The sequence below is a fragment of the Streptomyces griseomycini genome, from assembly GCF_014203535.1.
Classification (GTDB): Bacteria; Actinomycetota; Actinomycetes; order Streptomycetales; family Streptomycetaceae; genus Streptomyces; species Streptomyces griseomycini.
In genome coordinates this window covers 380,486-402,736 of record NZ_JACHJI010000001.1, presented here as the reverse complement: position 1 = coordinate 402,736, position 22,251 = coordinate 380,486, and the positions used below count along the sequence as shown (strand labels likewise).

The following is a 22,251-nucleotide window of genomic DNA, read 5'->3' as shown; positions in this document are numbered from 1 at the left end:
GACGCACCGGTACCGTTCACCCTCATGCGTACCCTCCTGATCACGGGCCCCGGCGGCAGCGGGCGTACCACCGTCGCGGCCGCCACCGCGTGCGCCGCCGCCCGTGAGGGCACCCGCACCCTCCTCCTCGGCACCGACCGGACGGACACACTGGGCGCGGTCCTGGGGGTGCCCGTCGGGTCCGAGCCGGTCGAGGCCGCCCCCGGCCTCACCGCGCGGCGGCTCGACGCCGACGCGGGCTTCCGCGCCGACCTGGTCGCCCTGCAGGACCGCGCCTCCTCCCTGCTGGACCTGCTCGGCGCCTCCCGGTTCGACCCCGAGGAGCTCACCCCGCTGCCCGGCGCCGAGGAGCTCGCCCTGCTGCGCGCCCTGCGGGACGCGGCCCTGCCGGGGGCGTACGACCTCCTCGTCGTCGACCTGCCGCCCGCCCCGCGGGCCCTCGCCCTGCTCGCGCTGCCCGAGGAGCTCCGCCGCCACCTGCGCCGCCTGCTCCCGCCCGAGCGGCAGGCCGCCCGCGCCCTGCGCCCCGTGCTCGGCCGCCTCGCCGGCGTCCCGCTGCCCGCCGAGTGGCTGTACGAGACCGCCGCCCGGCTGGACCTGCAACTGGCCGCCGTCGAGGCCGTGCTCGCCGACCGCGACACCGCCGTGCGCCTGGTCGCCGAGCCGGGACCCGCCGGCGCCGACGCCGTCCGCACCACGGCCCTCGGCCTGGCCCTGCGCGGACTGCGCACCGACGCCCTGGTCGCGACCCGCGTGCTGCCGGAGGGCGTCGAGGACAGCTGGCTCGCCGGCCCGGTCGCCCAGCAGCGCAAGACCCTGGAGGAGTGGCGGGAGACGTACGCCGTCCACCCCGTCGCCCACCTCGGGCGCGACCCGCGCGGCGCCGACGACCTCGCCGCGCTCGCCGTGCCCGGTGCGTCCGGCGTCAACGCGGGACCCTCCACCGTCGAGTGGCCCGTCACCGACTCCCTCGCCGACGACGGCGTGCTGGTCTGGCACATCCCGCTGCCCGGCGCCCGGCGCGGGGAACTGGACCTGATCCGGCGCGGCGACGAACTCGTCGTCACCGCCGGGCCGTTCCACCGGATCGTCCCGCTGCCCTCCGCGCTGCGCCGCTGCACCGTCGACGGCGCCGCCCTGCGCGAGGGCGAGCTGCGCATCCGGTTCCGGCCGGATCCGCGGCTGTGGCCGCGCACCCGCTGAGGCCGGGACGGGCGTTCGGGTAACGTCGAAGGGGCCACCCGTAGTCAGGAGTCCGTCATGAGCGAACAGCTCCCCCCGTCCGACGACGCACGGGACGAGGCCGTGGACGAGGTGCGGGCCACGGGCGACGCCGACGCCTGGGCGACCGCCTGCGCCGAGGACCTCGAGGCGGAGAAGGCCCGCCGCCGCGCCCGGTACGGACCGCCCCCCGGTTCCGCCGCCGAGGAACTGAAGAAGCTCGTCGACGCGGTCGCCGACAAGCTCTCCGGCCTGCGGTCCCCGCTGTTCGACGCGGTCGCCGGGCCCGCGGCGCAGCAGGTGGTGCGGCAGGTCGTGCAGCAGGCCAGGGCCGCCGTGGAACCCGTCATCGAGCGCAACCCGGACGTCCTCGACCACCTCGCCGCCGCCGGCAGCGAACTCCTCGCCGCCTACCGCTCCGCGGTCCAGGACCAGGAGCGCCGCTGGACGGCCCGCGACACCGACCCCCGCGACCTGGACGAGCGCCGCGACCGGGACGACAAGGGCGACGAGGGGGGTCCGGGCGAGCGCATCGACCTGGACTGACGGTCCGGCCGGCGGGTGTCCCATGTCCCCGCCGGACCCGCCCACCGTGCGGACGCCGGAAACCCGACGGCAGGGCCTCGGGTACCGTTGGCGGTAGCGGGGCTCGACCGAAACTGAGGGATTCATGGGACTCACCATCGGCGTCGACATCGGCGGCACGAAGATCGCGGCCGGCGTGGTCGACGAGGAAGGCAACATCCTCTCGACCCACAAGGTGCCGACCCCGGGCACGCCCGAGGGCATCGTGGACGCCATCGCCTCCGCGGTGGAGGGCGCGCGCGCCGGGCACGACATCGTCGGCGTGGGCATCGGTGCGGCCGGGTACGTCAACCGCCAGCGCTCGACGGTGTACTTCGCGCCCAACATCCACTGGCGCAACGAGCCGCTCAAGGAGAAGGTCGAGGCCCGCACGGGTCTCCCGGTCGTCGTGGAGAACGACGCCAACGCCGCGGCCTGGGGCGAGTACAGGTTCGGCGGCGGCAAGGGCCACCGCAACGTCATCTGCATCACGCTCGGCACCGGCCTGGGCGGCGGCATCATCATCGGCAACAAGCTGCGCCGCGGTCACTTCGGCGTGGCCGCCGAGTTCGGGCACATCCGCATGGTGCCGGACGGCCTGCTGTGCGGCTGCGGCTCGCAGGGCTGCTGGGAGCAGTACGCCTCCGGCCGCGCCCTCGTCCGGTACGCCAGGCAGCGCGCCAACGCCACCCCCGAGAACGCCGAGACGCTGCTCGCCCTCGGTGACGGCACCCCCGACGGCATCGAGGGCAAGCACGTCTCCGTGGCCGCCCGCCAGGGCGACCGGGTGGCCGTCGACTCCTACCGCGAGCTGGCCCGCTGGGTCGGCGCCGGCCTCGCCGACCTGGCCTCCCTCTTCGACCCCTCCGCGTTCATCATCGGCGGCGGCCTCTCCGACGAGGGCGAGCTGGTCCTCGACCCGATCCGCAAGTCCTACAAGCGCTGGCTGGTGGGCGGCAACTGGCGCCCCGTCGCCGACGTCCTCGCCGCCCGGCTCGGCAACAAGGCCGGCCTGGTGGGCGCGGCCGACCTGGCCCGGGAGCCCGACCCGGTCATGTGACCGCCTCCACGTGCACGGCAGCGCCCGCCCGGCCCCTTCCGGGGACGGCGGGCGCTGCCGTGTCCGCCGGCACGGGAATCCCCGCCGACGGAACCGGGTTGCCTGTTGTGACGACAGGGTGGACCGCGGTCCACCGCGGGGAGGGGGACCGGAACCGATGAGTCTTCGCCAGTACGAGTACGCCTTGGCCGTCGCCGAGGCGGGCTCGGTGACCGCGGCGGCGGAGCTGCTGCACGTCGCCCAGCCGTCGGTGTCCCAGCAGATCCGCGGCCTGGAGCGGGAACTCGGCGTGGAACTGTTCGCCCGCACACCGACCGGACTGGTGCCCACCGTGATCGGCCGCGCCTTCCTGCGGGAGGCGGAGGTCGCGGTGAGCGCGTCGCGGCGGGCGAGGGCGACGGCGCGAGCCGGTGCCGACGATCTGGTGGGCGAGCTGGTGGTCGCGGCGCAGATGGGCTTCGGCACGCGGCAGCTGCCGGGCGCGCTGGGCGCGCTGCGCCGCCGCTTCCCGAGGCTGGAGGTCACCGTCTTCGAGGAGCCCAGCTCCGCCGAGCTGGACCGGCTGTGCCGCCGGGGCGTGCTGGACCTCGCCCTGATGGCGGCGTGCGAGCGGAGCCCCGCCGACGCCCACCACCTCGGTGACGAGGACTTCGTCGTCATGCTGGGCGACGGGCACCGGCAGCTCGCCGCGGACCGGGTCGAGCTGCGCGCACTGGCGGGGGAGCCGTGGGTGAGGTTCGACCGCGACAGCGCGCTCGACGGCGTGCTCCTGCACGTGCTGCGGGACAACGACCTGCCCCCGACCACGGCCGCCCGCGTCTCCCAGACGGCGACGGCCGCGCGCTGGGCCGCCCAGGGACTGGGGGTGGCGCTGGTCCCGGCCTCCGCGGTGCCCCCCGGTCACGAGCACCTCGCCCGTCCGGTGTCCCCGGCCGTGTCCCAGCCCGTCATCGCCGTGGTCCGGCGGGGTGCGGGACCGGCGGAGACGGCCCTGCTCGGACTCCTGCGGCAGGAGACCTGGTCCGGGGCCGCTCAGAGCTGGGTGTAGCCCCCGTCCACGGCGAGCTCGGCGCCGGCGGTGTACGTGGCGTCGAAGGCGAGGAACGCGGCCGCCACGGCGATCTCCTCGGGCGTGCCGAAACGCCGCATGGGATTGTCCGCGACCCGCTCCGCCTTGAACTGCTCGGCGGCCTCCGCCGTCATCGTCCTCTCCAGGATTCCCGTGTCCACGGGACCGGGACTGACCGCGTTGACACGGATCCCGCGTGACAGCAGGTCGCGGGAGAGGGTGCGGGCCATCGAGCGCAGGGCCGCCTTGCCGGCCGCGTAGACACTGGTCTCCGGCAGGCCCAGGACGTTCGCGGCCGAGGTGGTGAGGACGACGCCGGCGCCCGGGCCCAGCAGCGGGGCGAGCTTCTGCACGGTGAAGAAGGCGCCCTTGACGTTGACCGCGAACAGCTCGTCGTAGTCCTCCTCGGTCGTCGACCCGAAGGGCGTCGGGAGCGTGACGCCGGCGTTGACGAACAGGGCGTCCACCGTGCCGAGTTCGCCCTTCACGCGGTCGGCCAGAGCGTCCAGGTCGGACAGTGAGGCCACGTCGGCCCGGACGGCCACCGCGTTCTCGCCGAGCCGCTCCCGCGCGGCGTCGAGCGCGTCCCGGGAACGACCGGTGATCGCCACGCGCGCTCCGCCGTCCACCAGCAGTCTCGCCGTCGCGAACCCGATTCCGCTGCCGCCGCCCGTGATCACCGCGTTCTTGCCGCTGTATCTGCTCATTTCAGGATCCCTTCGTTCCCTCTGTCGGAAATCGGTTCCGGAATTCCGCCGACGTCATCCCCGGGGGAATTCGCCGCCGTCCACGACGACGTTGCTTCCGGTCAGCCAGCTCGCCCGGTCGGACACGAGGAACAGCACCGCGTGGGCGATGTCGTCGGGCCGGCCGTCGCGCCCCAGCGGCGTGGTGCCGGTGGCGCCGGCATCCCCGTTCAGGCGCGCCCACCGCTCCCGCGTCGCCTCGCCGCCGGGGGTGGCGGTCCTGCCGGGAGCCACGGTGTTGACCCGGACCCCGGAGGGGGCCAGTTCCGCCGCCAGTCCCCGGCTGTAGTTCTCCAGCGCCGCCTTGGCCGCCGTGTAGTGCAGGAACAGGGGGCCCGGGGTGGACACCGCGGCCGAGGAGACGTGCACGATCACCCCCGAGCGGCGTTCGCGCATCCCCGGTACCAGCAGGGAGTCCAGCCGCACCGCCGCCAGGAGGTTCAGGTCGAGCGCGTTGCGCCACTCCTCGTCGGGAATGGCCGTGGCGCCCTCGTGCGGTCGCGCCCCGCCCGCGTTGTCGACCAGGATGTCGACCCCGCCCAGGACCTCCTGCGCGGTCGCGGCGAGCGCTTCGATCCCCGCCCGGGTCCGTACGTCGGACGCCACGAAGCGGGCGCCCTCGGGTACGGTGCTCGTCGCCGACCGGGCGGTCGTGAGCACATCGGCTCCCGCGTCCAGGAGCCGGCGCACGACGGCGGCTCCGATTCCGCGGGAGCCTCCCGTGACCAGGGCCCGCTTTCCCGTGAGTTCCCGAATTCCCGATCCGTTTTCGATCGCGGCCATCCCGCCGTCCCTCTCCCTCGCGCGTTCGTCCGCCCGACGGGATGAAAAGCGGTGATCTCCGCGTCGGGCTGTTTCACGGTAGGTCCGGGAAACAACGAGAGGCAAAGACGAAATATGAGCAGGCCCTATAGGGGATTCCTATGGCACCCCGGCACCCTCCGCCGTCCGTGAGCGACCGAACGCCGAGCGACGGGTGCGAGCCGTCCGACGGGAGACACCGGCATCCGCCGTTCCGGTGCGCCTCGGCCTTCGGCCGCCGCCGGCGCATGCTCCGGCCCTCACCCGGCAGCGCCGGCACGGCCGGCACGGACACGGTCTGGAGGGAGACCGGGACGGTCCGCAGCAGGCCGGCACCCGCGGCGCTGTGGCCGCCGTCGTCCTGCGACAGCGCTGCCACCCGGGCCGGTTCGCGGTAGTGCGGCGCGGAGTTCCCCGCGGCCGGCGCGGTGATGCGCCCCGTGCCTCGGCGCTACGCCGGGGCAGACCACGGGTCACCTGGCCCGATGGCGCGGCGACGCCGTCCGGTCACGGACCACGGCTCGCCGCCCGGCCGGCGCGGCAGGAACTGCTCAGGCGCGGGCCGACGATCGCGTTCGGCTTCGTCGTCGAGGAGCCGGTGCCGCCGCGGCACACGGACGGCGAGGACGTCACCCGGGAGCCGATCGGCCGTCCCCTCGGCCGCGTGGCGTGACTTCCCGGGGCGCGTGGAGCGCTGACCCGCACCACGTCGTGCCGGTCGACGTATCTTGATCCGCATGGCGACGACTCCGCTGCTGCCCGACTCCCGGACCGAGTCCGACGGTTCGGCCGTCATCCGGGTGCTCAGCTACAACATCCGTTCGATGCGGGACGACACCGGCGCCCTCGCGCGGGTGATCAGCGCCTGCGCGCCCGACCTCGTCCTGCTCCAGGAGGCGCCGCGGTTCTTCCGCTGGCGCAAGAAGCTGGCCCGGCTCGCCTCGGAAGCGGGCCTCGTCACCCTCTCCGGGGGCGCCACGGCCGCCGGCCCGGCGCTCCTGTGCTCCCTGCGGGCGACCGTCGAACGCACCGAGGACGTGCTGCTGCCGCTCACCCCGGGACTGCACCGGCGCGGCTTCGCCACCGCCGTCGTACGGTTCGGCGGCGCCCGGCTGGGCGTGCTGAGCTGCCACCTGTCGCTGCAGAAGGACGAGCGGTACGAGCAGGGCGGCATGCTGCTGGACCGGCTCGCCGGGATGGGCGTGGAGCACGCGGTCGCGGGCGGGGACCTGAACGACAGCCCGGACGGCCGCACCTTCCGGCGCCTGGCCGGGAGCCTGACGGACTGCTGGGCCGCTGCGCCCTGGGGCGGTGAGCACACCTCGACGCCCGCCGAGCCGCGCAAGCGCATCGACGCGCTCTTCGTCACCGGGGGCGTCGAGGTCCTGGGCTGCGGCGTCCCCCTCGGCCACCCCGGGGTGACCGGGACCGACCTGAGGGCGGCCACCGACCACCTCCCGGTCCTGGCCGCCCTCAGGGTCCCGGCCGCGTAGGCGGGGCGCCTCAGACCACCGCGCCCCGGCCCGGGTCCTCGTCGTCCTCGTCGTCCGTGCGCATGCGCATCACCAGCGTGGCGAAGCCGCCCAGGAAGCCGCCGATGGAGAGCGTGGTCAGCCACCAGGTCATCTCCCAGCCGAGCAGGACCGCCAGCAGGAGCAGCAGCGGACCGCCCAGCACCCCGAGCCAGGCGAACTTGGCGGTGGCGTCGGCCTCCGGCAGCGGCGGGGGCTCCGGCGGGACGAAGTGGCCCTCGTCGCTCTCGTCGTCGGAGGGCTCGGACGGGCTGTAGTCACGGGGGCCGACCCCGGGCGCGAAGGAGACGGAGCCGCCCAGCGGCTTGGCCGGCTTGTCCTCGGCTTTGCGCGGCGCCTCGGCCCCCGCCTCCTCGTCGTTGGTCCCGGACTCCAGCAGCGCCAGGTCCTCGACCGACTTGAACGGCTTGGCCCCCGGCGGGTCCGGCGGCTCCTCGCCGTACCCGGCGACGATCGCCGCCCACGCGGCGTCCTCGTCGAAGGGCACGCCCTTCTCCTCCGGCGCGCGGCCCTCGGGGCTCTCCCGGCGCTCACGGCCCTCGCGGTCCTCGCGGTCCTCGCGGTCCGAGTCGTGCTCAGCCACCTGCGGTCGTCCCTTCCTCGCCGAGAGCGGGCTCCTTGACGGCGCCGGGTGCGAGCCGGCCGATGAACGCGGAGCTCTCCCGGAAGATCCGCTCCGCGTCGTGGTCCAACGTCGCCACGTGGTAGCTCTGTTCCAGCAGGATCTCCGTCACGTCCACCGACGAGACCCGGCCGAGGATCCGCGCCGAGTCCGCGGGCGGCACCACGTGGTCCTGCGGGCTGCGCAGCAGCAGCAGCGGCTGGGTGACCCGGGGCAGCTCGCCGTCGACGAGCCGGAAGAAGTTCCGCAGGGAGTGCGCCGCGTGCAGCGGCACCCGGTCGTACCCCAGCTCGGTGGTCGACGGCTTCGCGATGTCGCTCGCGATGCCCTTCGTCGCGGGGACGAGGTGGCGGAGCACCGGGAGGGCGTGCGCGGCCACCCCGTGCACCTTGTTCGCCGGGTTGACGACCACGACCCCGCTCACCGCGTCGCCGTGGAGCGCGGCCAGCCGCAGCGCCAGCGCGCCGCCCATCGACAGCCCGGCCACGAAGACCCGCGCGCTGCGGTCCCGCAGCAGCCGCAGCTCGCGGTCCACCTCCGCGTACCAGTCCTGCCACCCGGTGACCCGCAGGTCCTTCCAGTGCGTGCCGTGCCCGGGCAGCAGCGGCAGCGACACGGTCAGGCCGTGCCCGGCGAGGTGCTCCGCCCAGGGGCGCAGCGACTGCGGTGAACCGGTGAAGCCGTGGCAGAGGAGGACGGCGGTCTCCCCGCCCTCGTGACGGAACGGCTCGGCTCCGGTCAGGAGCGGCACCTTCGGCCTCCTGTTCATGGGAACTCGTGGAAGGGGCCGGCGCGTCATGACGGCCGGGGCGGGGCGCACACGGATTGCAGGACCTTCACCGTACGCGACCGCACTGACACCGACCAGGGCCGTCGGGCCCTTCGGCGGCGCTCCGGGATATTGTCTGACCGACACACACAGGAGGCACTCGGTTGTTGTACGGCGCGATGAAGGTCACCATCGGAGGGCCGCTGAAGCTCGCCTTCAGGCCCTGGGTGGAGGGCCTGGAGAACGTCCCCGCCGAGGGCCCGGCCATCCTGGCCAGCAACCACCTGTCGTTCTCCGACTCCTTCTTCCTGCCGGCCGTGCTGGACCGGAAGGTCACCTTCATCGCCAAGGCCGAGTACTTCACCACGCCGGGGGTGAAGGGCCGGCTGACGGCCGCCTTCTTCAAGGGCGTGGGCCAGCTCCCGGTGGACCGCTCCGGCGCGCGCGGCGCGGGTGAGGCGGCGATCAGGAGCGGCATCGGGGTCCTCGAGCGCGGCGAGCTGTTCGGCATCTATCCGGAGGGCACCCGCTCGCCCGACGGCCGCCTCTACCGCGGCAAGCCCGGCGGCCTCGCGCGCGTGGCACTGGCCACCGGCGCGCCCGTGATCCCGGTCGCCATGATCGACACGGAGAAGATCCAGCCGCCCGGGAAGGTCGTGCCGAAGCTGATGCGTCCCGGCATCCGGATCGGCCGGCCGCTGGACTTCCGCCGTTACCAGGGCATGGAGCACGATCGTTTCGTCCTGCGCGCGGTGACCGACGAGGTCATGTACGAGATCATGAAGCTCTCCGGCCAGGAGTACGTCGACGTGTACGCGACCGCCATGAAGCGGCAGCTCGCGGAGGCGGCCAGGGCCGAGAAGGAGGCCGGGAAGGCGGCGAAGGCCGCACTCACGCGCGCGGAGAAGGAACACGCCGGGAAACTGAGGGCCGCCATGGAGCGGGCCGACAAGGAGCAGGCCGAGCGGGACCGGCCCGAGCAGCGGCGGTCCGGCCCCTAGACGGGGCCGGGACGGAAGTGGGGGGACATGCCGGGACGCGAGAGAGTCATGAGGATGTCGGTCGAGCTGCCGCTGTGGCGCGCGCTCGCCGGCTACCGGGTGCTCGCCACGGTGTACGCGGTCGGTCTGTTCGCCTCGGCCCACGAGGAGTTCACCCGTCCCTGGCTCGCCGTCGCCTACTTCGCCCTCCTCGTCGTGTGGACCCTGGCCACCCTGCCCAGGGTCGCGAACGCCGCCGCCTGCACCAAGGGCTTCCTCGCCGCCGACCTGACCATCGCCCTCGCCGGCGTCCTGCTCACCCCCGTGGCGGACGCGCACGAACGCGTCCAGGCGGGCGGCCCGACCCTGCCGTCCATCTGGACCGCCGGTGCGGTGCTGGCGTTCGCCATCAAGGGCGGCTGGCGCTGGGCGGCCCTCGCCTCCACCCTCGTCGCCGTCGCCAACCTGGTCGAACGCGGCAGCCCCGCCCGTGACACCGTGCACAACGTGATCCTCGTCTGGGTCGCCTCCATCGCCATCGGCTACGTCGTCGAGGTCGCCCGCGCCTCCGAGCGCACCCTCGCCCGCGCCCTGGAGATCGAGGCCGCGACCAGGGAGCGGGAGCGGCTCGCGCGGGACATCCACGACAGCGTGCTCCAGGTGCTCGCGATGGTGCAGCGGCGCGGCGCCGTCATCGGCGGCGAGGCGGCCGAGCTGGGCCGGCTGGCCGGGGAGCAGGAGGTCGCCCTGCGCACGCTGGTCTCCGGCGGACTCGTACCGGCCCCCCGCGTGCCGGAGGACGCCGCCGAGGGCGCCGTCGTACGGGTCGTCGGCGAGGCCGGGGAACCGGACGGGGGCGGCGGCCCGGTCGACCTGCGCGCGCTGCTCGCCCCCTACGCGGGCGCCCGGGTCAGCCTCGCCGAGCCCGGAGCGCCGGTGCGGCTCGCACCGGCCGCCGCGCGGGAGGTGGCCGCGGCCGTCGGCGCCGCCCTGGACAACGTCCGCGAGCACGCCGGGGAGCAGGCCCGGGCGTGGATCCTGGTCGAGGACGAACCGGACGAGGTGATCGTCACCGTCCGCGACGACGGCCCCGGCATCCCCGAGGGCCGGCTCGCCCAGGCCGAGGGCGAGGGCCGGCTCGGCGTGGCCCTGTCCATCCGGGGGCGGCTGCGCGACCTCGGCGGCAGCGCCGGGCTGATCTCGGTACCGGGGCAGGGCACGGAGGTCGAGTTGAAGGTGCCGAAGGCAGGGAACGACGGGACGGACGTCCGGGGGAAGGCGGAGCAGCGATGACGGACACCGCAGCCGAACGAGACGGACGGGAGGCCGGCCGGGACCCGGTCAGGGTGATGGTGGTCGACGACCACCCCATGTGGCGCGACGCCGTCGCCCGCGACCTGTCCGAGTCCGGCTTCGAGGTCGTCGCCACCGCGGGCGACGGCGACCAGGCGGTGCGCCGTGCCAGGGCCGCCGCCCCGGACGTGCTCGTCCTCGACCTGAACCTGCCGGGCAAACCCGGGGTCCAGGTCTGCAAGGAGGTCGTCGCCGCGCAGCCCGCCCTGCGCGTCCTGGTGCTGTCGGCGAGCGGCGAGCACGCCGACGTGCTGGAGGCGGTGAAGTCCGGCGCGACCGGCTACCTGCTCAAGTCGGCCTCCACCGAGGAGCTCCAGGACGCGGTGCGCCGCACCGCCGCGGGCGACCCGGTGTTCACCCCGGGGCTGGCCGGACTGGTCCTCGGCGAGTACCGCCGCCTCGCCTCCGAACCGGCCGGCCCCGCCCCCGGCGGGGCCGACCCCGAGGCGCCCCGGCTGACCGAGCGCGAGACCGAGGTGCTGCGCCTGGTCGCCAAGGGCCTGAGCTACAAGCAGATCGCCGAACGGCTCGTCATCTCGCACCGCACGGTGCAGAACCACGTGCAGAACACCCTCGGCAAGCTCCAGCTGCACAACCGCGTCGAGCTCGTCCGCTACGCCATCGAACGCGGTCTCGACGACTAGGGCCTCTCGCCCGGCCTCCGCACCCCGCAAGGTCCCGGCGCGCCCGCCGCCGGGACCGTATATTCACGCACACGGCAACGATCCCGGCACGACCCCCGGAGGGAACCCGTGGAGATCCTGGCGTTCGGCGTGCAGTCCGACGAGAGGCCCCTGATCGAGCGGGCCTTCGAGGGCCACCACCAGGTGCGCGGACTGGACGTCTTCCTCAACGCGGACACCGCCCCCATCGCCGCCGGTCACGAGGTGATCTCCACCAGCGTCAACTGCGACCTCGGCGCCGAGGTCCTGGCGGGCCTCGCGGCCGGCGGCACCCGGATGGTCGCCCAGCGCTCCACCGGCTTCAACAACATCGACCTCGAGGTCGCCGAACGGCTCGGCCTGACGGTCGCCCGCGTGTCGTCCTACTCGCCGTACTCGGTCGCCGAGTTCGCCTGGACCCTCGCCATGGCGGTCAACCGCCGCATCGTGCGCGCCTCCACCCGCACCCGCGACTTCGACTTCCGGCTCGACGGGCTGATGGGCCGCGACCTGCACGGCCGCACCGCCGGGATCCTCGGCACCGGCAAGATCGGCGAGGCGTTCGCCCGGATCGCCCACGGCTTCGGCATGCGGCTGCTCGGCTGGGACGTCGCCGAGAACCCCGCCTGCCTCGAGCTCGGCATGACCTACGTCCCCAAGGAGCGGCTGCTCGCCGAGTCCGACCTGGTCACCCTGCACGTCCCGCTGCTGCCCGAGACCCAGCACCTCATCGACGCCGCCGCCCTGAAGACGATGCGGGACGACGCCATCCTGATCAACTCCAGCCGGGGCGGCCTCGTCGACACCGCGGCCCTCGTCGACGAGCTGCGCGAGGGCCGCTTCACGGGCGTCGGCCTGGACGTGTACGAGGCGGAGGCGGGGCTGTTCTTCCTCGACAAGTCCCTGGAGGCCGTCGACGACGACACCCTGGCCCGCCTCGTCACGTTCCCGAACGTCCTGGTGACGTCCCATCAGGCGTACTACACCGTGGACGCCGTCGGACAGATCATCGGGACCACGGTGGACAACGTCCTCGACTACACCGCCGGCCGCCGCTCGGAGAACGTGCTGGTGCCCCGCACGCCCCGCAGCTGACCCACCAGCTCCCGGACGACCGCCGCGCCGTTCAGGGTCAGCACCGACTCCGGGTGGAACTGGACCCCGGCGAAGCCGGGCCCGCGCAGCGCGTGCACCTCGCCGCTCGCCGCGCGGCTCACCTCGACGCCGTGCGCGGCCAGTTCGGCCGCGGCCTCGTCGTCGCAGTGCGCCACGAAGCTGTTGTAGAAGCCGACCGTCTCCGGCCTCCCGAACAGGTCGATCTCCGTCTGCGCCCCCTGGTACGGCACCTCCTTCCGCACGATCTCCAGCCCCAGCTCGGCCGCGATCAGCTCGTGGCCGAGGCAGACGCCGAGGACGCCGTGCCGGTTCTCCCCGACGACCTCGGCGGTCAGCGCGCGCAGGAACCGCATCTTCGGGTCGGCCGTGTCGGACGGGTCGCCCGGGCCGGGGCCCAGCACCAGCGGCCCCTCGTGCCCGAGCACCGTCTCCCGCAGTCCCGGCTCGTCGTACCGCCGCACCGTCACCTCCAGCCCGCTCGCGCGCAGCACGTGCGCCAGCATCGCGGTGAAGGTGTCCTCCCCGTCGACCACCAGGGCGTGGCCCGTGAGGGCGTCGGACCGCTCCTGCATCCGCAGCCAGAACGGCGCCAGCGCGGCCCGGCGCCCGTCCAGCGCCGCCCGCACCCGGGGGTCGTCGGCCAGCTTCGGCCGTGCGGACCCCGCGCGCGGCCGTCCCGGGCGCACCCCCAGCGCGGCCAGCACCCCGGCCGCCTTGGCGTGGGTCTCCGCGACCTCGCCCGCCGGGTCCGAGCCGCGCACCAGCGTGGCCCCGACCGGCACCCGCAGCCGCCCGGACGCGTCGATGTCGGCGGTGCGGATGAGGATGGGGGAGTCCAGCGTCTGGGCGCCGCCCTCGTCGCGGCCGAGGAGGGCGAGGGCGCCCGCGTAGTAGCGCCGCCCGCCGACCTCGTGCCGCTCGATCACCCGGCAGGCGTTCTGCACCGGCGACCCGGTGACGGTGGCGGCGAACATGGTCTCCTTCAGCACCTCCCGCACGTCCAGCGAGGACCGGCCGCGCAGCTCGTACTCGGTGTGCGCGAGGTGCGCCATCTCCTTCAGCCGGGGGCCGACCACGACCCCGCCCATGTCGCCGACGGTGCACATCATCTTGAGCTCCTCGTCGACGACCATCGACAGCTCCTCGATCTCCTTGCCGTCGGCGAGGAAGTCCAGCAGGTGCTCGGGGGTCGGCCCGCCGGCGGGATAGCGGTAGGTCCCGCTGATCGGGTTCATCACGACCGTCCCGCCGGACGCCCGCACGTGCACCTCGGGGCTCGCCCCGACCAGCGTCCTGTCCCCGGTGTGGACCACGAACGTCCAGTACGCGCCCCGCTCGCCCTCGAGGAGCCGCCGGAAGAGGGCGAGGGCGTCGGCCCGCCCGAAGCCGGGGATCTCGCCCTCGTACGTCCGCCGGATCACGAAGTTGGCGCCCTCGCCCCGCCCGATCTCCTCCCGCAGCACGCGGCCGACGATCTCGCCGTACTCCTCGTCGGCCACGTCGAAACCGCCGCCCTCCACCCGCACGGCGTGCGACGGCAGCCGGGACAGGGCGTCCGCGAGCGGGATCTCGTACCGCTCCTCGGGGGTCAGCACCAGCAGCGGGGTGCCGTCGTCGCGGACGTCGAAGCCGCGCTCGCGGATCTGCCGGAAGGGGACGAGCGCCAGGCACGAGTCGGGCAGCTCGGCCAGGCGCTCGCGGGTGGTGACCGGGCCGATCAGCAGCTCGACCACGGCGCCGTCGTCGCTGGGGCGACCCGGCGTGCGGCGGCGCAGCAGGGCGAAGGGGCGGTCGTCGTGGGGGAGCTGTGCCAGGTCCATGGGACGTTCCTCTTTTCGTCACGGACGCTCGTCACGGACGAGCGGGGAGGAACGGCCCCGGAAACACCGAAGGCCGCCCCTCGGGCGGCCTTCGCGGAGTCTGTGCGTACGCGCAGTCAGTGGGCCGCCGGAGAAGCGGTCCACCACCAGTTCTGGGTCGAGTGCGCGAACATGCCCCCGACCCTAGCGCATCAGCAGCAGATCGAGGGCCCGGTCCAGATAGTGGTCCAGTTCCGCGCCCCCGGGCAGCGAGGCCGGGACGGCGTGGCCGAGCTGGGTGTGGCCCAGGTAGACGCTGTACGCGAGCAGCCCGCGCCGCCGCGCCTCGGGCCCGGGGAAGCCGGCCAGCTCGAACTGGCGTGCCACGTAGGCGATCCGGCGTTCCGTGACCCGTTCGAGCACGGCCGCGACGCGCGGGTCGTCGGCGGTGGCCAGCAGCGCGACCTCCAGCGGGTCCTCGGCGGCCGACCGCACCGCCTCGGCGAACAGCCGCCGCAGCCGCAGCTCGGGATCGGAACCGGTCTCCTCCTCCAGGTCGGCGATGGGCGTCTCGGTCTCGGTCTCCGCCCAGCGCTCCAGCGCCGCCTCGATCAGCGCGTCCCGGCCCGTGAAGTGCCAGTAGAAGCTCCCCTTGGTGGTGCCGAGCCGGGCGGCCAGCGGCTCCACGGCGACGGCCGCGAGCCCGCCCTCGCGCATCGCGGCGAGCGCGGCGTCCGCCCAGTCCCGGGCGCTCAGCCGGGGCCTGCCGGACTTCGGGCGCGGGGGAGGGGGGTCGTCCCCGGAACGTTGCACCATGACCATACGGTACCGTACGGTTTACCATACGCCACCGTATGGAGGTGCTCCGATGGGCACGGTACGCAACGTCCACATCCGTACGCTCCCCGCGCCGGCCGACCGCGCCGGCGCCCTCCTGGACCGCATCGCCGGGGCGGACGACCCGCTCTTCCCGAGCCCCGCCTGGGCCCCGGTCCGCTTCGACCGGCCCCTGGCGGTCGGCGCCGCCGGCGGGCACGGACCGGTCCGCTACACGGTCGCGGAGTACGAGCCCGGCCGCCGGGTCCGCTTCGCCTTCGACCCGCCCGGCAACGGCTTCCACGAACTCTCGGTCGAACCGCTCGGCCCCGGCCGCTGCCTGCTGCGCCACGTCCTGGAGCAGGACCAGCGCGGCACGGAGCGCCTGGCCTGGCTGCTGGCCGTCCGCGCGGTGCACGGCACGGTCGTGGAGGAGCTGCTCGACAACGCCGAGCTGGCCCTCACCGGCGCCACCGCCCGCCCCGCCCGCCGCGGCCGGTACGTGCGCCTGGTCCAGCGGCTCACCTGGGACCGCCCGGCCGCGACCGACGTGCCCGAGGCCGCCGGGCTGCTGCACGCGGCGCTGCCCGTCGCCGACCACCAGGACGCCTTCGCCGTGGAGTGGCGTCCCGGCATGCCGGCCGACCCGGAGGCCTGGAACGTCCTGCCCGGCGACCCGTCCGTCGTCGAGTACGACGGGGCCGAGGGCCTGTACGGCGAGGACGGAAAGCACCTGACCTACCGGGTGTCGGTCCTGGTGGACGAGTCGGCCCGGCGGGTGACGATGAGTTCGAGGGTCCGGCCGCACGACCGGTGGGGACGCCTCCACTGGGCGCTGGTGCGCCGCGCCCACCCCGTCGCCGCCCGTCTGCTGCTCCGCCGCGCCCACCGCCGCCTCGCCCTCGCGGCGCTCCGTGCGGGGGAGCGGCACGCGTCTCACTTGGTGAGCGACGGGGTGGACGCCGGTTCCGACCCCGTAGTGTTGATGTCGTGACCGTGAACGCTAAGACCAGCGCGAGCGCTGGCAACACCTGGCGAAACCTGCCCGCGGCGCAGCAGCCCGAGTACCCCGACGCCGAGGCTCTGCGCGCAGTGATCGCGGACCTCGAGTCGTATCCGCCGCTCGTCTTCGCGGGCGAGTGCGACCAGCTGCGCGCCCGGATGGCGGCCGTCGCCAAGGGAGAGGCGTTCCTCCTCCAGGGCGGCGACTGCGCCGAGGCCTTCGACGCGGTGTCCGCCGACCACATCCGCAACAAGCTCAAGACCCTGCTCCAGATGGGCGCCGTGCTGACGTACGCCGCCTCCGTGCCCGTGGTGAAGGTGGGCCGGATCGCCGGCCAGTACTCCAAGCCGCGCTCCAAGCCGACCGAGACCCGCGACGGGGTGACGCTGCCGACCTACCGCGGCGACTCCGTCAACGGCTTCGACTTCACCGAAGAGGCCCGCGTCCCGGACCCCGAGCGGCTGAAGCGGATGTACCACGCCTCCGCCTCCACGCTGAACCTGGTGCGCGCCTTCACCACCGGCGGCTACGCCGACCTGCGCCAGGTGCACGCCTGGAACCAGGACTTCGTGAAGTCGTCCCCCTCCGGCCAGCGCTACGAGCAGCTCGCCCGGGAGATCGACAACGCGCTGCACTTCATGCGGGCGTGCGGCGCGGACCCGGAGGAGTTCAAGACGGTCGAGTTCTACTCCTCGCACGAGGCGCTGCTGCTCGACTACGAGTCGGCCCTCACCCGCGTGGACTCGCGCACCGGCCGGCTGTACGACGTCTCCGCGCACATGGTGTGGATCGGCGAGCGCACCCGCCAGCTGGACCACGCGCACATCGAGTTCGCCTCGAGGATCCGCAACCCGATCGGCATCAAGCTCGGCCCGACGACGACGGCCGAGGAGGCGCTGCAGTACATCGAGCGCCTGGACCCGGAGCGCGAGCCGGGCCGGCTGACCTTCATCGTCCGCATGGGCGCCGACAAGATCCGGGACAAGCTCCCCGAGCTGGTCGAGAAGGTCACCGCCTCGGGAGCCACCGTGGCCTGGGTGACCGACCCGATGCACGGCAACACCTTCGAGGCGGCCTCCGGCCACAAGACCCGCCGCTTCGACGACGTGCTCGACGAGGTCAAGGGCTTCTTCGAGGTCCACAAGGCGCTCGGCACCCACCCGGGCGGCATCCACGTGGAGCTCACCGGTGACGACGTCACCGAGTGCGTGGGCGGCGGCGACGAGATCTTCGTCGACGACCTGCACCAGCGCTACGAGACGGCCTGCGACCCGCGGCTCAACCGCAGCCAGTCCCTCGACCTGGCGTTCCTCGTCGCCGAGATGTACCGCGACCAGTGACCGACGGTGCCGGTGACGGCACCGGCAGGGGTGGGGCGCGGATCACACGGGATCCGCGCCCCACCCCACTTTTGCGGCCTCTGAGCGCCGGGTAAGGTTAGGTTTGCCTCACCGATCAGTCGGGCCTCCGGTCAGTCGGTACGGCACGACCATGGACCCCGCTCGGGAGGTGAACCGCGTGTTCGTCTGCAGCTGCTTCGGTGTGACCGAGGAACAGGTGAGGAGTCACGCGGAGGCCGGCGCGTGCACGCCCCGGCAGATCGCCTCCGCCTGCAAGGCCGGCACCGACTGCGGCGGCTGCGTGCGGCGCATCCAGGCGCTGCTCGGCCGCGGCGCCTGCCCTCGTCGCCAGCTGATCGACCAGGGGGAGCAGCCGCTCACAGCGAAGCTGCCCGAAGCGGCCTAGCGCCCGCCCCCGGCGGGGGTACCCCGAGGGTCACGCCTAGTGCGTCGAGAACCCGCCCGTCCCCGGACCCGACGGGTCGGGCTGGGACTGCTCGACGACCGTCGACAGGTACAGCGACTCGCCCAGCTTCTCGATCAGGTCCAGCTGGGTGTCCAGGTAGTCGATGTGGTGCTCCTCGTCGGCCAGGATCGCCTCGAAGACGTTGGCCGACGTGATGTCGCCCTTGGTGCGCATGACGTCCACCCCGCGGCGCAGCCGGTCGATCGCCTCGAGCTCGATCTCCCGGTCGGCCTGGAACATCTCGGTCACCGTCTGCCCCACCCGCACGTGGAACAGCCGCTGGTAGTTCGGCAGGCCGTCGAGCAGCAGGATGCGGTCGGTGAGCAACTCGGCGTGCCGCATCTCGTCGAAGGACTCGGCGCGCGTGTACCGGGCGAGTTTCGTCCAGCCCTTGTGGTCCTGCAGCTTCGAGTGCAGGAAGTACTGGTTGATCGCCGTGAGCTCGGCGGTCAACTGCTCGTTCAGGAATTCGATGACCTCGGGGTCGCTCTGCATCGCGTGGGTTCCTTCCGCGCGGAAAATGGCGGGTTGCGCCGCATGATTGCACCGGCGGAGAAGATCGTCCAGTAAGTCTTCACTTAGTAAGTAAGTCCACACTTAGCCCGTCGTGTCACTGATTGTCCGACTCTGTCGGGGCCCGTTCGGAGGCATTGCCCCGGGTCTGTCAGGATGGAGGCATGGGTCAGCCGGCGGAACGCGAATCGGGGGAGCGCGCATCAGGGGGAGCGGCGCGGTTCGAGCTCCCGCCGGGACAGCGACTGCAACGGGGCTGGCCGGTCACGCACTACGGGCCGGTCCCCAAGTTCCGGCCCGAGCGCTGGGAGTTCCGGGTCTTCGGCGCCACCGCCGACGGCGAGAAGCACGGCTGGAACCACGAGGAGTTCACGGCCCTGCCGTACGTCACCGTGGTGGCCGATCTGCACTGCGTCACGAAGTTCAGCATGGTCGGCGCCGAATGGGGCGGCGTCCCGGCCCGGACCGTCCTGGAGATCGCCCCGCCCGCGCCCGACGTCACCCATGTGATGGTGTGGGCGGAGTACGGGTTCAGCTCCAACCTCCGGCTGGCCGACTTCGCCTCCGAGCGCACCCTGTTCGCCACCCACAAGGACGGCGAGCTGCTGACCGCCGAGCACGGCTTCCCGCTGCGCCTGATCGTCCCCCACCTGTACGCCTGGAAGGGACCCAAGTGGGTCCGCGGCATCGAGTACATGACCGCCGACCGCCGGGGCTTCTGGGAGGAGCGCGGCTACCACAACGTCGGCGACCCCTGGAGGGAGCAGCGCTACTCCTACCAGGAGGAGCCGGGGGACGGCCCCGAGCTCTGACCCCGGCGGCGCACCGACGCCTCAGGAGTCCCGGAGCTTCTTCAGCCGCTCCACGTCCGCCGCGTGCCCCTCCTTGCCGCCCGGGGTCTCGATGACCAGCGGTACGCCCTCCGTCGCGGGGTGGGCCATCAGCGCCCGGAACGGGTCCTCGCCGATGTGACCGGCCCCGATGTTCGCGTGCCGGTCCTTGTGCGCTCCGACCACGTCCTTGGAGTCGTTGGCGTGGATCAGCTTCAGCCGTCCCTCACCGACCGTGTCCACCAGCAGGTCCAGCGTCTGACGCATCCCGCCGGGCCCGGCCAGGTCGTGGCCCGCCGCGAAGACGTGGCAGGTGTCCAGGCAGACGCCCAGCTTCGGATGGGCGTCCAGCGCCTCGAAGTACGGCCCGAAGTCCCAGGTCCGCGAGCAGAGCGAGGCGCCCTGGCCCGCCGTCGACTCCAGCAGCAGGAACGGGTCGTCGTCCCGGGTGAGCTCGTCGAGCAGCGGCAGCATGTGCTCCCGCACCTGCCGCAGCGCCACCGGCCGCTCCCGCCCGCCGGTCGCGCTGCCGGTGTGCACCACCACGCCCAGCGCGCCGATCTCCCGGCCGCGCCGCAGGGAGTGCCGCAGCGACTCGACGGACCGCTCGACGGTCGCCCCGGTGTGGGACCCGAAGTTGATCAGGTAGGGGGCGTGCACGTAGGCCGGGATCGACCCGGCCGCGCAGGCCGCGCGGAACGCCTCGTCCTGCTTCGGGTTGCCGGCCGGTGTGGCCCAGCCGCGCGGGTTGGCGACGAAGACCTGCACGGCCTCGGCGCGCAGGTCACGGGCGTAGGACAGGCCGACGGAGTGCAGGCCCCCGGCCACGGGGACGTGGCTTCCGACGGGGTTGCGGGCGGGGCCGGACGGGTGACTCTTCACCCGTCAAGGGTGTCATGATCCCCCGGGTGCCCGACCGGGACCCCGTCCCGTCAGCGGATCTCGATGATGATCGTCGAGCCCTTGGGCGCGGTGTCCCCGCCGTCCACGGACTGGCCCTCGACGGTGTCGCCGAACAGGCCGAGCAGCCCGCGGTCCTCGTCCACCTGGAACCCGGCCCCCTCCAGCTTCTCCTTGGCCTCGTCCACGCTGTCGCCGACGACGTCCGGCACCTCGACCATCTCCGGGCCCTTGGACGGCGTCAGCGTCACGGTGTCGCCCTCGGCGGCCCGGCGGCCCGGCTCCGGGGTCTGCCGGGCCACCTGGCCGGCGTCGTGCTCGGAGTTGACCCGCTCGGCGGCGATCTTCACCTCGAGACCGGCCTCCTCCAGCTCGGCGCGGGCGTCCTGGAGGTCGTCGCCGGTCACGTCGGGAACGTCCACCGGGCGGCCCTTGCTCACGGTGAGCGCCACCGCGGACTCCGCGCGGACCTTCGTGCCCTTCCCCGGCTCGGTGGAGATCACGAAGCCCCTGGGCACGCCCTCGCTGAACGCCCGGGTGACCATGCCCGGCTCCAGGCCCTCGTCCTTCAGTACCGAGCGCGCCCTGTCCAGCCGGTAGCCGTCCACGTCGGGCACCCGCACGGTCCGCGGGCCCTTGGAGATCACGAACGACACCGAGTCGTTGCCGCGGATGCGGGCGCCGACCCTCGGGTCCGTGCTGATCACGGTGCCCCGCTCCACGGTGTCGCTGTACGCCTCCGTCACCTCGCCGGCGTCCAGCCCGGCGTCCGCCAGCCGGTCCCGGGCCTCCTTCTCGGTCTTCGCCAGCAGCGGCGGGACCTTGGTGAACTGGCCGGAGTTGATGTACCACACGCCCGTGCCGACCCCGAGGACCAGAAGCACGGCCACGACGATCGCCATCGGGCCGCGCCGCAGCGCCGGGCGGTGCCGGGGCGGCGGCGGGGGCGGGGACGGGAGCCGGCTGGTGTGGTGGAAGGAGTCCGCGCCGCCTCCGGCGCCGCCGTCCTCGTCGACCGGGAGCGGCCGGGACGTCAGCGCGCGCGGGATGACGCTCGTGCGGTCCTCGGCGTTGTCGTGCTCCGCCGACAGCGCCTGCGGCGGCACCGCGTCCAGCTGCTCCTCGCCGAGCCCGCCGCGCGCCCCGCGGACCTGCGCGAGCAGCGCCACCGCGTCGTGCGGGCGGACGTCCGGGGTGCGCGCGGTCGCCGACGCGACCAGCTCGTCCAGCTCGTACGCCATCCCCGGCACGACGGCCGACGGCGGCGGCACGTCCTCGTGCAGGTGCTTGTAGAGCACGGTCGCGGGGGAGTCGCCGTCGTGCGGCTTCTCGCCGGTCAGCATCTCGTACAGCAGGATGCCGCAGGCGTAGACGTCCACGCGGGGGTCGGCGGTGCCGCTCTCGATCTGCTCCGGCGCGAGGTAGGAGACCGTGCCCAGCACGGTCCCGGTGGTGTTCGTCACCGTGTCCACGGCCCGGACCAGCCCGAAGTCGGCGACCTTGACCCGGCCGTCGTCCCCGATCAGCACGTTCTCGGGCTTCATGTCCCGGTGCACGAACCCGGCCCGGTGCGCGGCGCCGAGCGCGGCCAGCACCGGCTCCAGGATGTCCAGCGCGGCCCGCGGCTGCAGCGCGCCGCGCTCGCGCAGCACGTCCCGCAGGGTGCAGCCGGCGATGTACTCCATCGCCAGGTAGACGTACGCCCCGTCGGTGCCCTGGTCGAAGACCTGCACCACGTTCGGGTGGTCCAGCCGGGCCACCGACTTCGCCTCGCGGATGAACCGCTCGACGAACGAGCCGTCGGTGGCGAGGGAGGGGTGCATCACCTTGAGCGCGAGGACGCGGTCGAGACGGGTGTCCACGGCCCGGTAGACCGTGGCCATCCCGCCGACCGCGATCCGCGCCTCGACGCGATACCGGCCGTCGAGCATCTGCCCGACCAGAGGGTCCTGAAGGGTCGTGTCCACGCAGGCGAGTTTACGAGCCGACGCGACGGCCCCGACCGCTTCGACCCCGTTCGGAGCGCGACCGCAGCCGACCTGTGACGCAACGCACGCCCCGCCCGCCGCCGCGTGCCGACCGGCGTCAC

At 73.7% G+C, this 22,251-nt stretch carries 23 protein-coding genes; 13 read left to right on the top strand and 10 right to left on the bottom strand.

What is annotated here, in order from left to right; translation table 11 throughout:
• The first annotated feature begins 24 nt into the window (after positions 1-24).
• The 4 genes from FHS37_RS01845 to FHS37_RS01830 all read left to right on the top strand — a co-directional run bounded on the left by FHS37_RS01845 (position 25) and on the right by FHS37_RS01830 (position 3,893).
• Complete coding sequence (locus FHS37_RS01845; protein ID WP_184817213.1) at positions 25-1,203, top strand: ArsA family ATPase; 1,179 nt, start codon at positions 25-27, stop codon at positions 1,201-1,203.
• A 57-nt stretch (positions 1,204-1,260) separates the two neighbouring features.
• The gene (locus FHS37_RS01840) at positions 1,261-1,767 is read left to right on the top strand and encodes a DUF5304 domain-containing protein (protein ID WP_184817212.1); all 507 of its coding nucleotides are present in this window, start codon (positions 1,261-1,263) and stop codon (positions 1,765-1,767) included.
• A gap of 124 nt (positions 1,768-1,891) precedes the next feature.
• A complete protein-coding gene (locus FHS37_RS01835; RefSeq protein ID WP_184817211.1) occupies positions 1,892-2,845 on the top strand; it encodes an ROK family glucokinase in 954 nt (317 codons plus the stop codon).
• Positions 2,846-3,002: 157 nt separating this feature from the next.
• The gene (locus FHS37_RS01830; protein ID WP_184817210.1) at positions 3,003-3,893 is read left to right on the top strand and encodes a LysR family transcriptional regulator; all 891 of its coding nucleotides are present in this window, start codon (positions 3,003-3,005) and stop codon (positions 3,891-3,893) included.
• Here the strand turns inward: FHS37_RS01830 and FHS37_RS01825 are convergent.
• Positions 3,878-4,621 (bottom strand): SDR family oxidoreductase, encoded by a 744-nt coding sequence (locus FHS37_RS01825; protein WP_184817209.1) that lies wholly within the window; start codon positions 4,619-4,621, stop codon positions 3,878-3,880. The genes FHS37_RS01830 and FHS37_RS01825 overlap by 16 nt on opposite strands.
• Before the next feature lie 54 nt (positions 4,622-4,675).
• Positions 4,676-5,443 carry an SDR family oxidoreductase gene (locus FHS37_RS01820; protein ID WP_184817208.1) on the bottom strand — a complete coding sequence of 256 codons (768 nt, stop codon included), beginning with the start codon at positions 5,441-5,443 and terminating at the stop codon, positions 4,676-4,678.
• A 755-nt stretch (positions 5,444-6,198) separates the two neighbouring features.
• Here FHS37_RS01820 and FHS37_RS01815 point away from each other — a divergent pair.
• The gene (locus FHS37_RS01815; RefSeq protein WP_184817207.1) at positions 6,199-6,954 is read left to right on the top strand and encodes an endonuclease/exonuclease/phosphatase family protein; all 756 of its coding nucleotides are present in this window, start codon (positions 6,199-6,201) and stop codon (positions 6,952-6,954) included.
• 10 nt (positions 6,955-6,964) lie between these two features.
• Here FHS37_RS01815 and FHS37_RS01810 read toward each other — a convergent pair whose 3' ends face one another.
• Positions 6,965-7,576 (bottom strand): hypothetical protein, encoded by a 612-nt coding sequence (locus FHS37_RS01810; RefSeq protein WP_184817206.1) that lies wholly within the window; start codon positions 7,574-7,576, stop codon positions 6,965-6,967.
• Positions 7,569-8,366, bottom strand: coding sequence for an alpha/beta hydrolase (locus tag FHS37_RS01805; RefSeq protein ID WP_184817205.1), 798 nt, complete (start codon positions 8,364-8,366; stop codon positions 7,569-7,571). Before FHS37_RS01805 ends, FHS37_RS01810 begins: the two co-directional genes overlap by 8 nt.
• A 197-nt stretch (positions 8,367-8,563) precedes the next feature.
• On the opposite strand from FHS37_RS01805, the gene FHS37_RS01800 reads away from it, so the two are divergent.
• The 4 genes from FHS37_RS01800 to FHS37_RS01785 all read left to right on the top strand — a co-directional run bounded on the left by FHS37_RS01800 (position 8,564) and on the right by FHS37_RS01785 (position 12,474).
• Positions 8,564-9,385, top strand: coding sequence for a lysophospholipid acyltransferase family protein (locus FHS37_RS01800; protein WP_184817688.1), 822 nt, complete (start codon positions 8,564-8,566; stop codon positions 9,383-9,385).
• Positions 9,386-9,412: 27 nt separating this feature from the next.
• Complete coding sequence (macS, locus tag FHS37_RS01795; protein ID WP_184817204.1) at positions 9,413-10,657, top strand: MacS family sensor histidine kinase; 1,245 nt, start codon at positions 9,413-9,415, stop codon at positions 10,655-10,657.
• A complete protein-coding gene (locus FHS37_RS01790; protein ID WP_184817203.1) occupies positions 10,654-11,361 on the top strand; it encodes a response regulator in 708 nt (235 codons plus the stop codon). The genes macS and FHS37_RS01790 overlap by 4 nt, the downstream gene beginning before the upstream one ends.
• Positions 11,362-11,469: 108 nt before the next feature.
• Positions 11,470-12,474 carry a 2-hydroxyacid dehydrogenase gene (locus FHS37_RS01785; protein WP_184817202.1) on the top strand — a complete coding sequence of 335 codons (1,005 nt, stop codon included), beginning with the start codon at positions 11,470-11,472 and terminating at the stop codon, positions 12,472-12,474.
• Here FHS37_RS01785 and FHS37_RS01780 read toward each other — a convergent pair.
• The 3 genes from FHS37_RS01780 to FHS37_RS01770 form a co-directional block, all read right to left on the bottom strand.
• Positions 12,417-14,315, bottom strand: a complete 1,899-nt coding sequence (locus FHS37_RS01780; RefSeq protein ID WP_184817201.1) for an anthranilate synthase family protein — start codon at positions 14,313-14,315, stop codon at positions 12,417-12,419. The two genes, FHS37_RS01785 and FHS37_RS01780, sit on opposite strands and share 58 nt — an antisense overlap.
• 116 nt (positions 14,316-14,431) lie before the next feature.
• Positions 14,432-14,488, bottom strand: a complete 57-nt coding sequence (locus FHS37_RS40955; protein WP_071659820.1) for a trp operon leader peptide — start codon at positions 14,486-14,488, stop codon at positions 14,432-14,434.
• A gap of 10 nt (positions 14,489-14,498) precedes the next feature.
• Positions 14,499-15,116 carry a TetR/AcrR family transcriptional regulator gene (locus FHS37_RS01770; protein WP_184817200.1) on the bottom strand — a complete coding sequence of 206 codons (618 nt, stop codon included), beginning with the start codon at positions 15,114-15,116 and terminating at the stop codon, positions 14,499-14,501.
• Between the two features lie 46 nt (positions 15,117-15,162).
• Here FHS37_RS01770 and FHS37_RS01765 point away from each other — a divergent pair, with 46 nt between their 5' ends.
• The 3 genes from FHS37_RS01765 to FHS37_RS01755 all read left to right on the top strand — a co-directional run bounded on the left by FHS37_RS01765 (position 15,163) and on the right by FHS37_RS01755 (position 17,859).
• Positions 15,163-16,104, top strand: a complete 942-nt coding sequence (locus tag FHS37_RS01765) for a DUF2867 domain-containing protein (protein WP_184817199.1) — start codon at positions 15,163-15,165, stop codon at positions 16,102-16,104.
• Positions 16,101-17,453 (top strand): class II 3-deoxy-7-phosphoheptulonate synthase, encoded by a 1,353-nt coding sequence (locus FHS37_RS01760; protein WP_184817198.1) that lies wholly within the window; start codon positions 16,101-16,103, stop codon positions 17,451-17,453. Before FHS37_RS01765 ends, FHS37_RS01760 begins: the two co-directional genes overlap by 4 nt.
• 151 nt (positions 17,454-17,604) lie before the next feature.
• The gene (locus FHS37_RS01755) at positions 17,605-17,859 is read left to right on the top strand and encodes a (2Fe-2S)-binding protein (RefSeq protein ID WP_184817197.1); all 255 of its coding nucleotides are present in this window, start codon (positions 17,605-17,607) and stop codon (positions 17,857-17,859) included.
• 36 nt (positions 17,860-17,895) lie between these two features.
• On the opposite strand, the gene bfr is transcribed toward FHS37_RS01755, so the two are convergent.
• Positions 17,896-18,414 carry a bacterioferritin gene (gene bfr, locus FHS37_RS01750; protein ID WP_184817196.1) on the bottom strand — a complete coding sequence of 173 codons (519 nt, stop codon included), beginning with the start codon at positions 18,412-18,414 and terminating at the stop codon, positions 17,896-17,898.
• Positions 18,415-18,596: 182 nt separating this feature from the next.
• On the opposite strand from bfr, the gene FHS37_RS01745 reads away from it, so the two are divergent.
• On the top strand, positions 18,597-19,244 hold the full coding sequence (locus tag FHS37_RS01745; RefSeq protein ID WP_184817195.1) for a sulfite oxidase-like oxidoreductase: 648 nt from the start codon (positions 18,597-18,599) through the stop codon (positions 19,242-19,244).
• A 21-nt stretch (positions 19,245-19,265) separates the two neighbouring features.
• Here FHS37_RS01745 and FHS37_RS01740 read toward each other — a convergent pair whose 3' ends face one another.
• Positions 19,266-20,144, bottom strand: a complete 879-nt coding sequence (locus FHS37_RS01740; protein ID WP_184817194.1) for a deoxyribonuclease IV — start codon at positions 20,142-20,144, stop codon at positions 19,266-19,268.
• Positions 20,145-20,194: 50 nt separating this feature from the next.
• On the bottom strand, positions 20,195-22,129 hold the full coding sequence (pknB, locus tag FHS37_RS01735) for a Stk1 family PASTA domain-containing Ser/Thr kinase (RefSeq protein WP_184817193.1): 1,935 nt from the start codon (positions 22,127-22,129) through the stop codon (positions 20,195-20,197).
• Between the last annotated feature and the right edge of the window lie 122 nt (positions 22,130-22,251).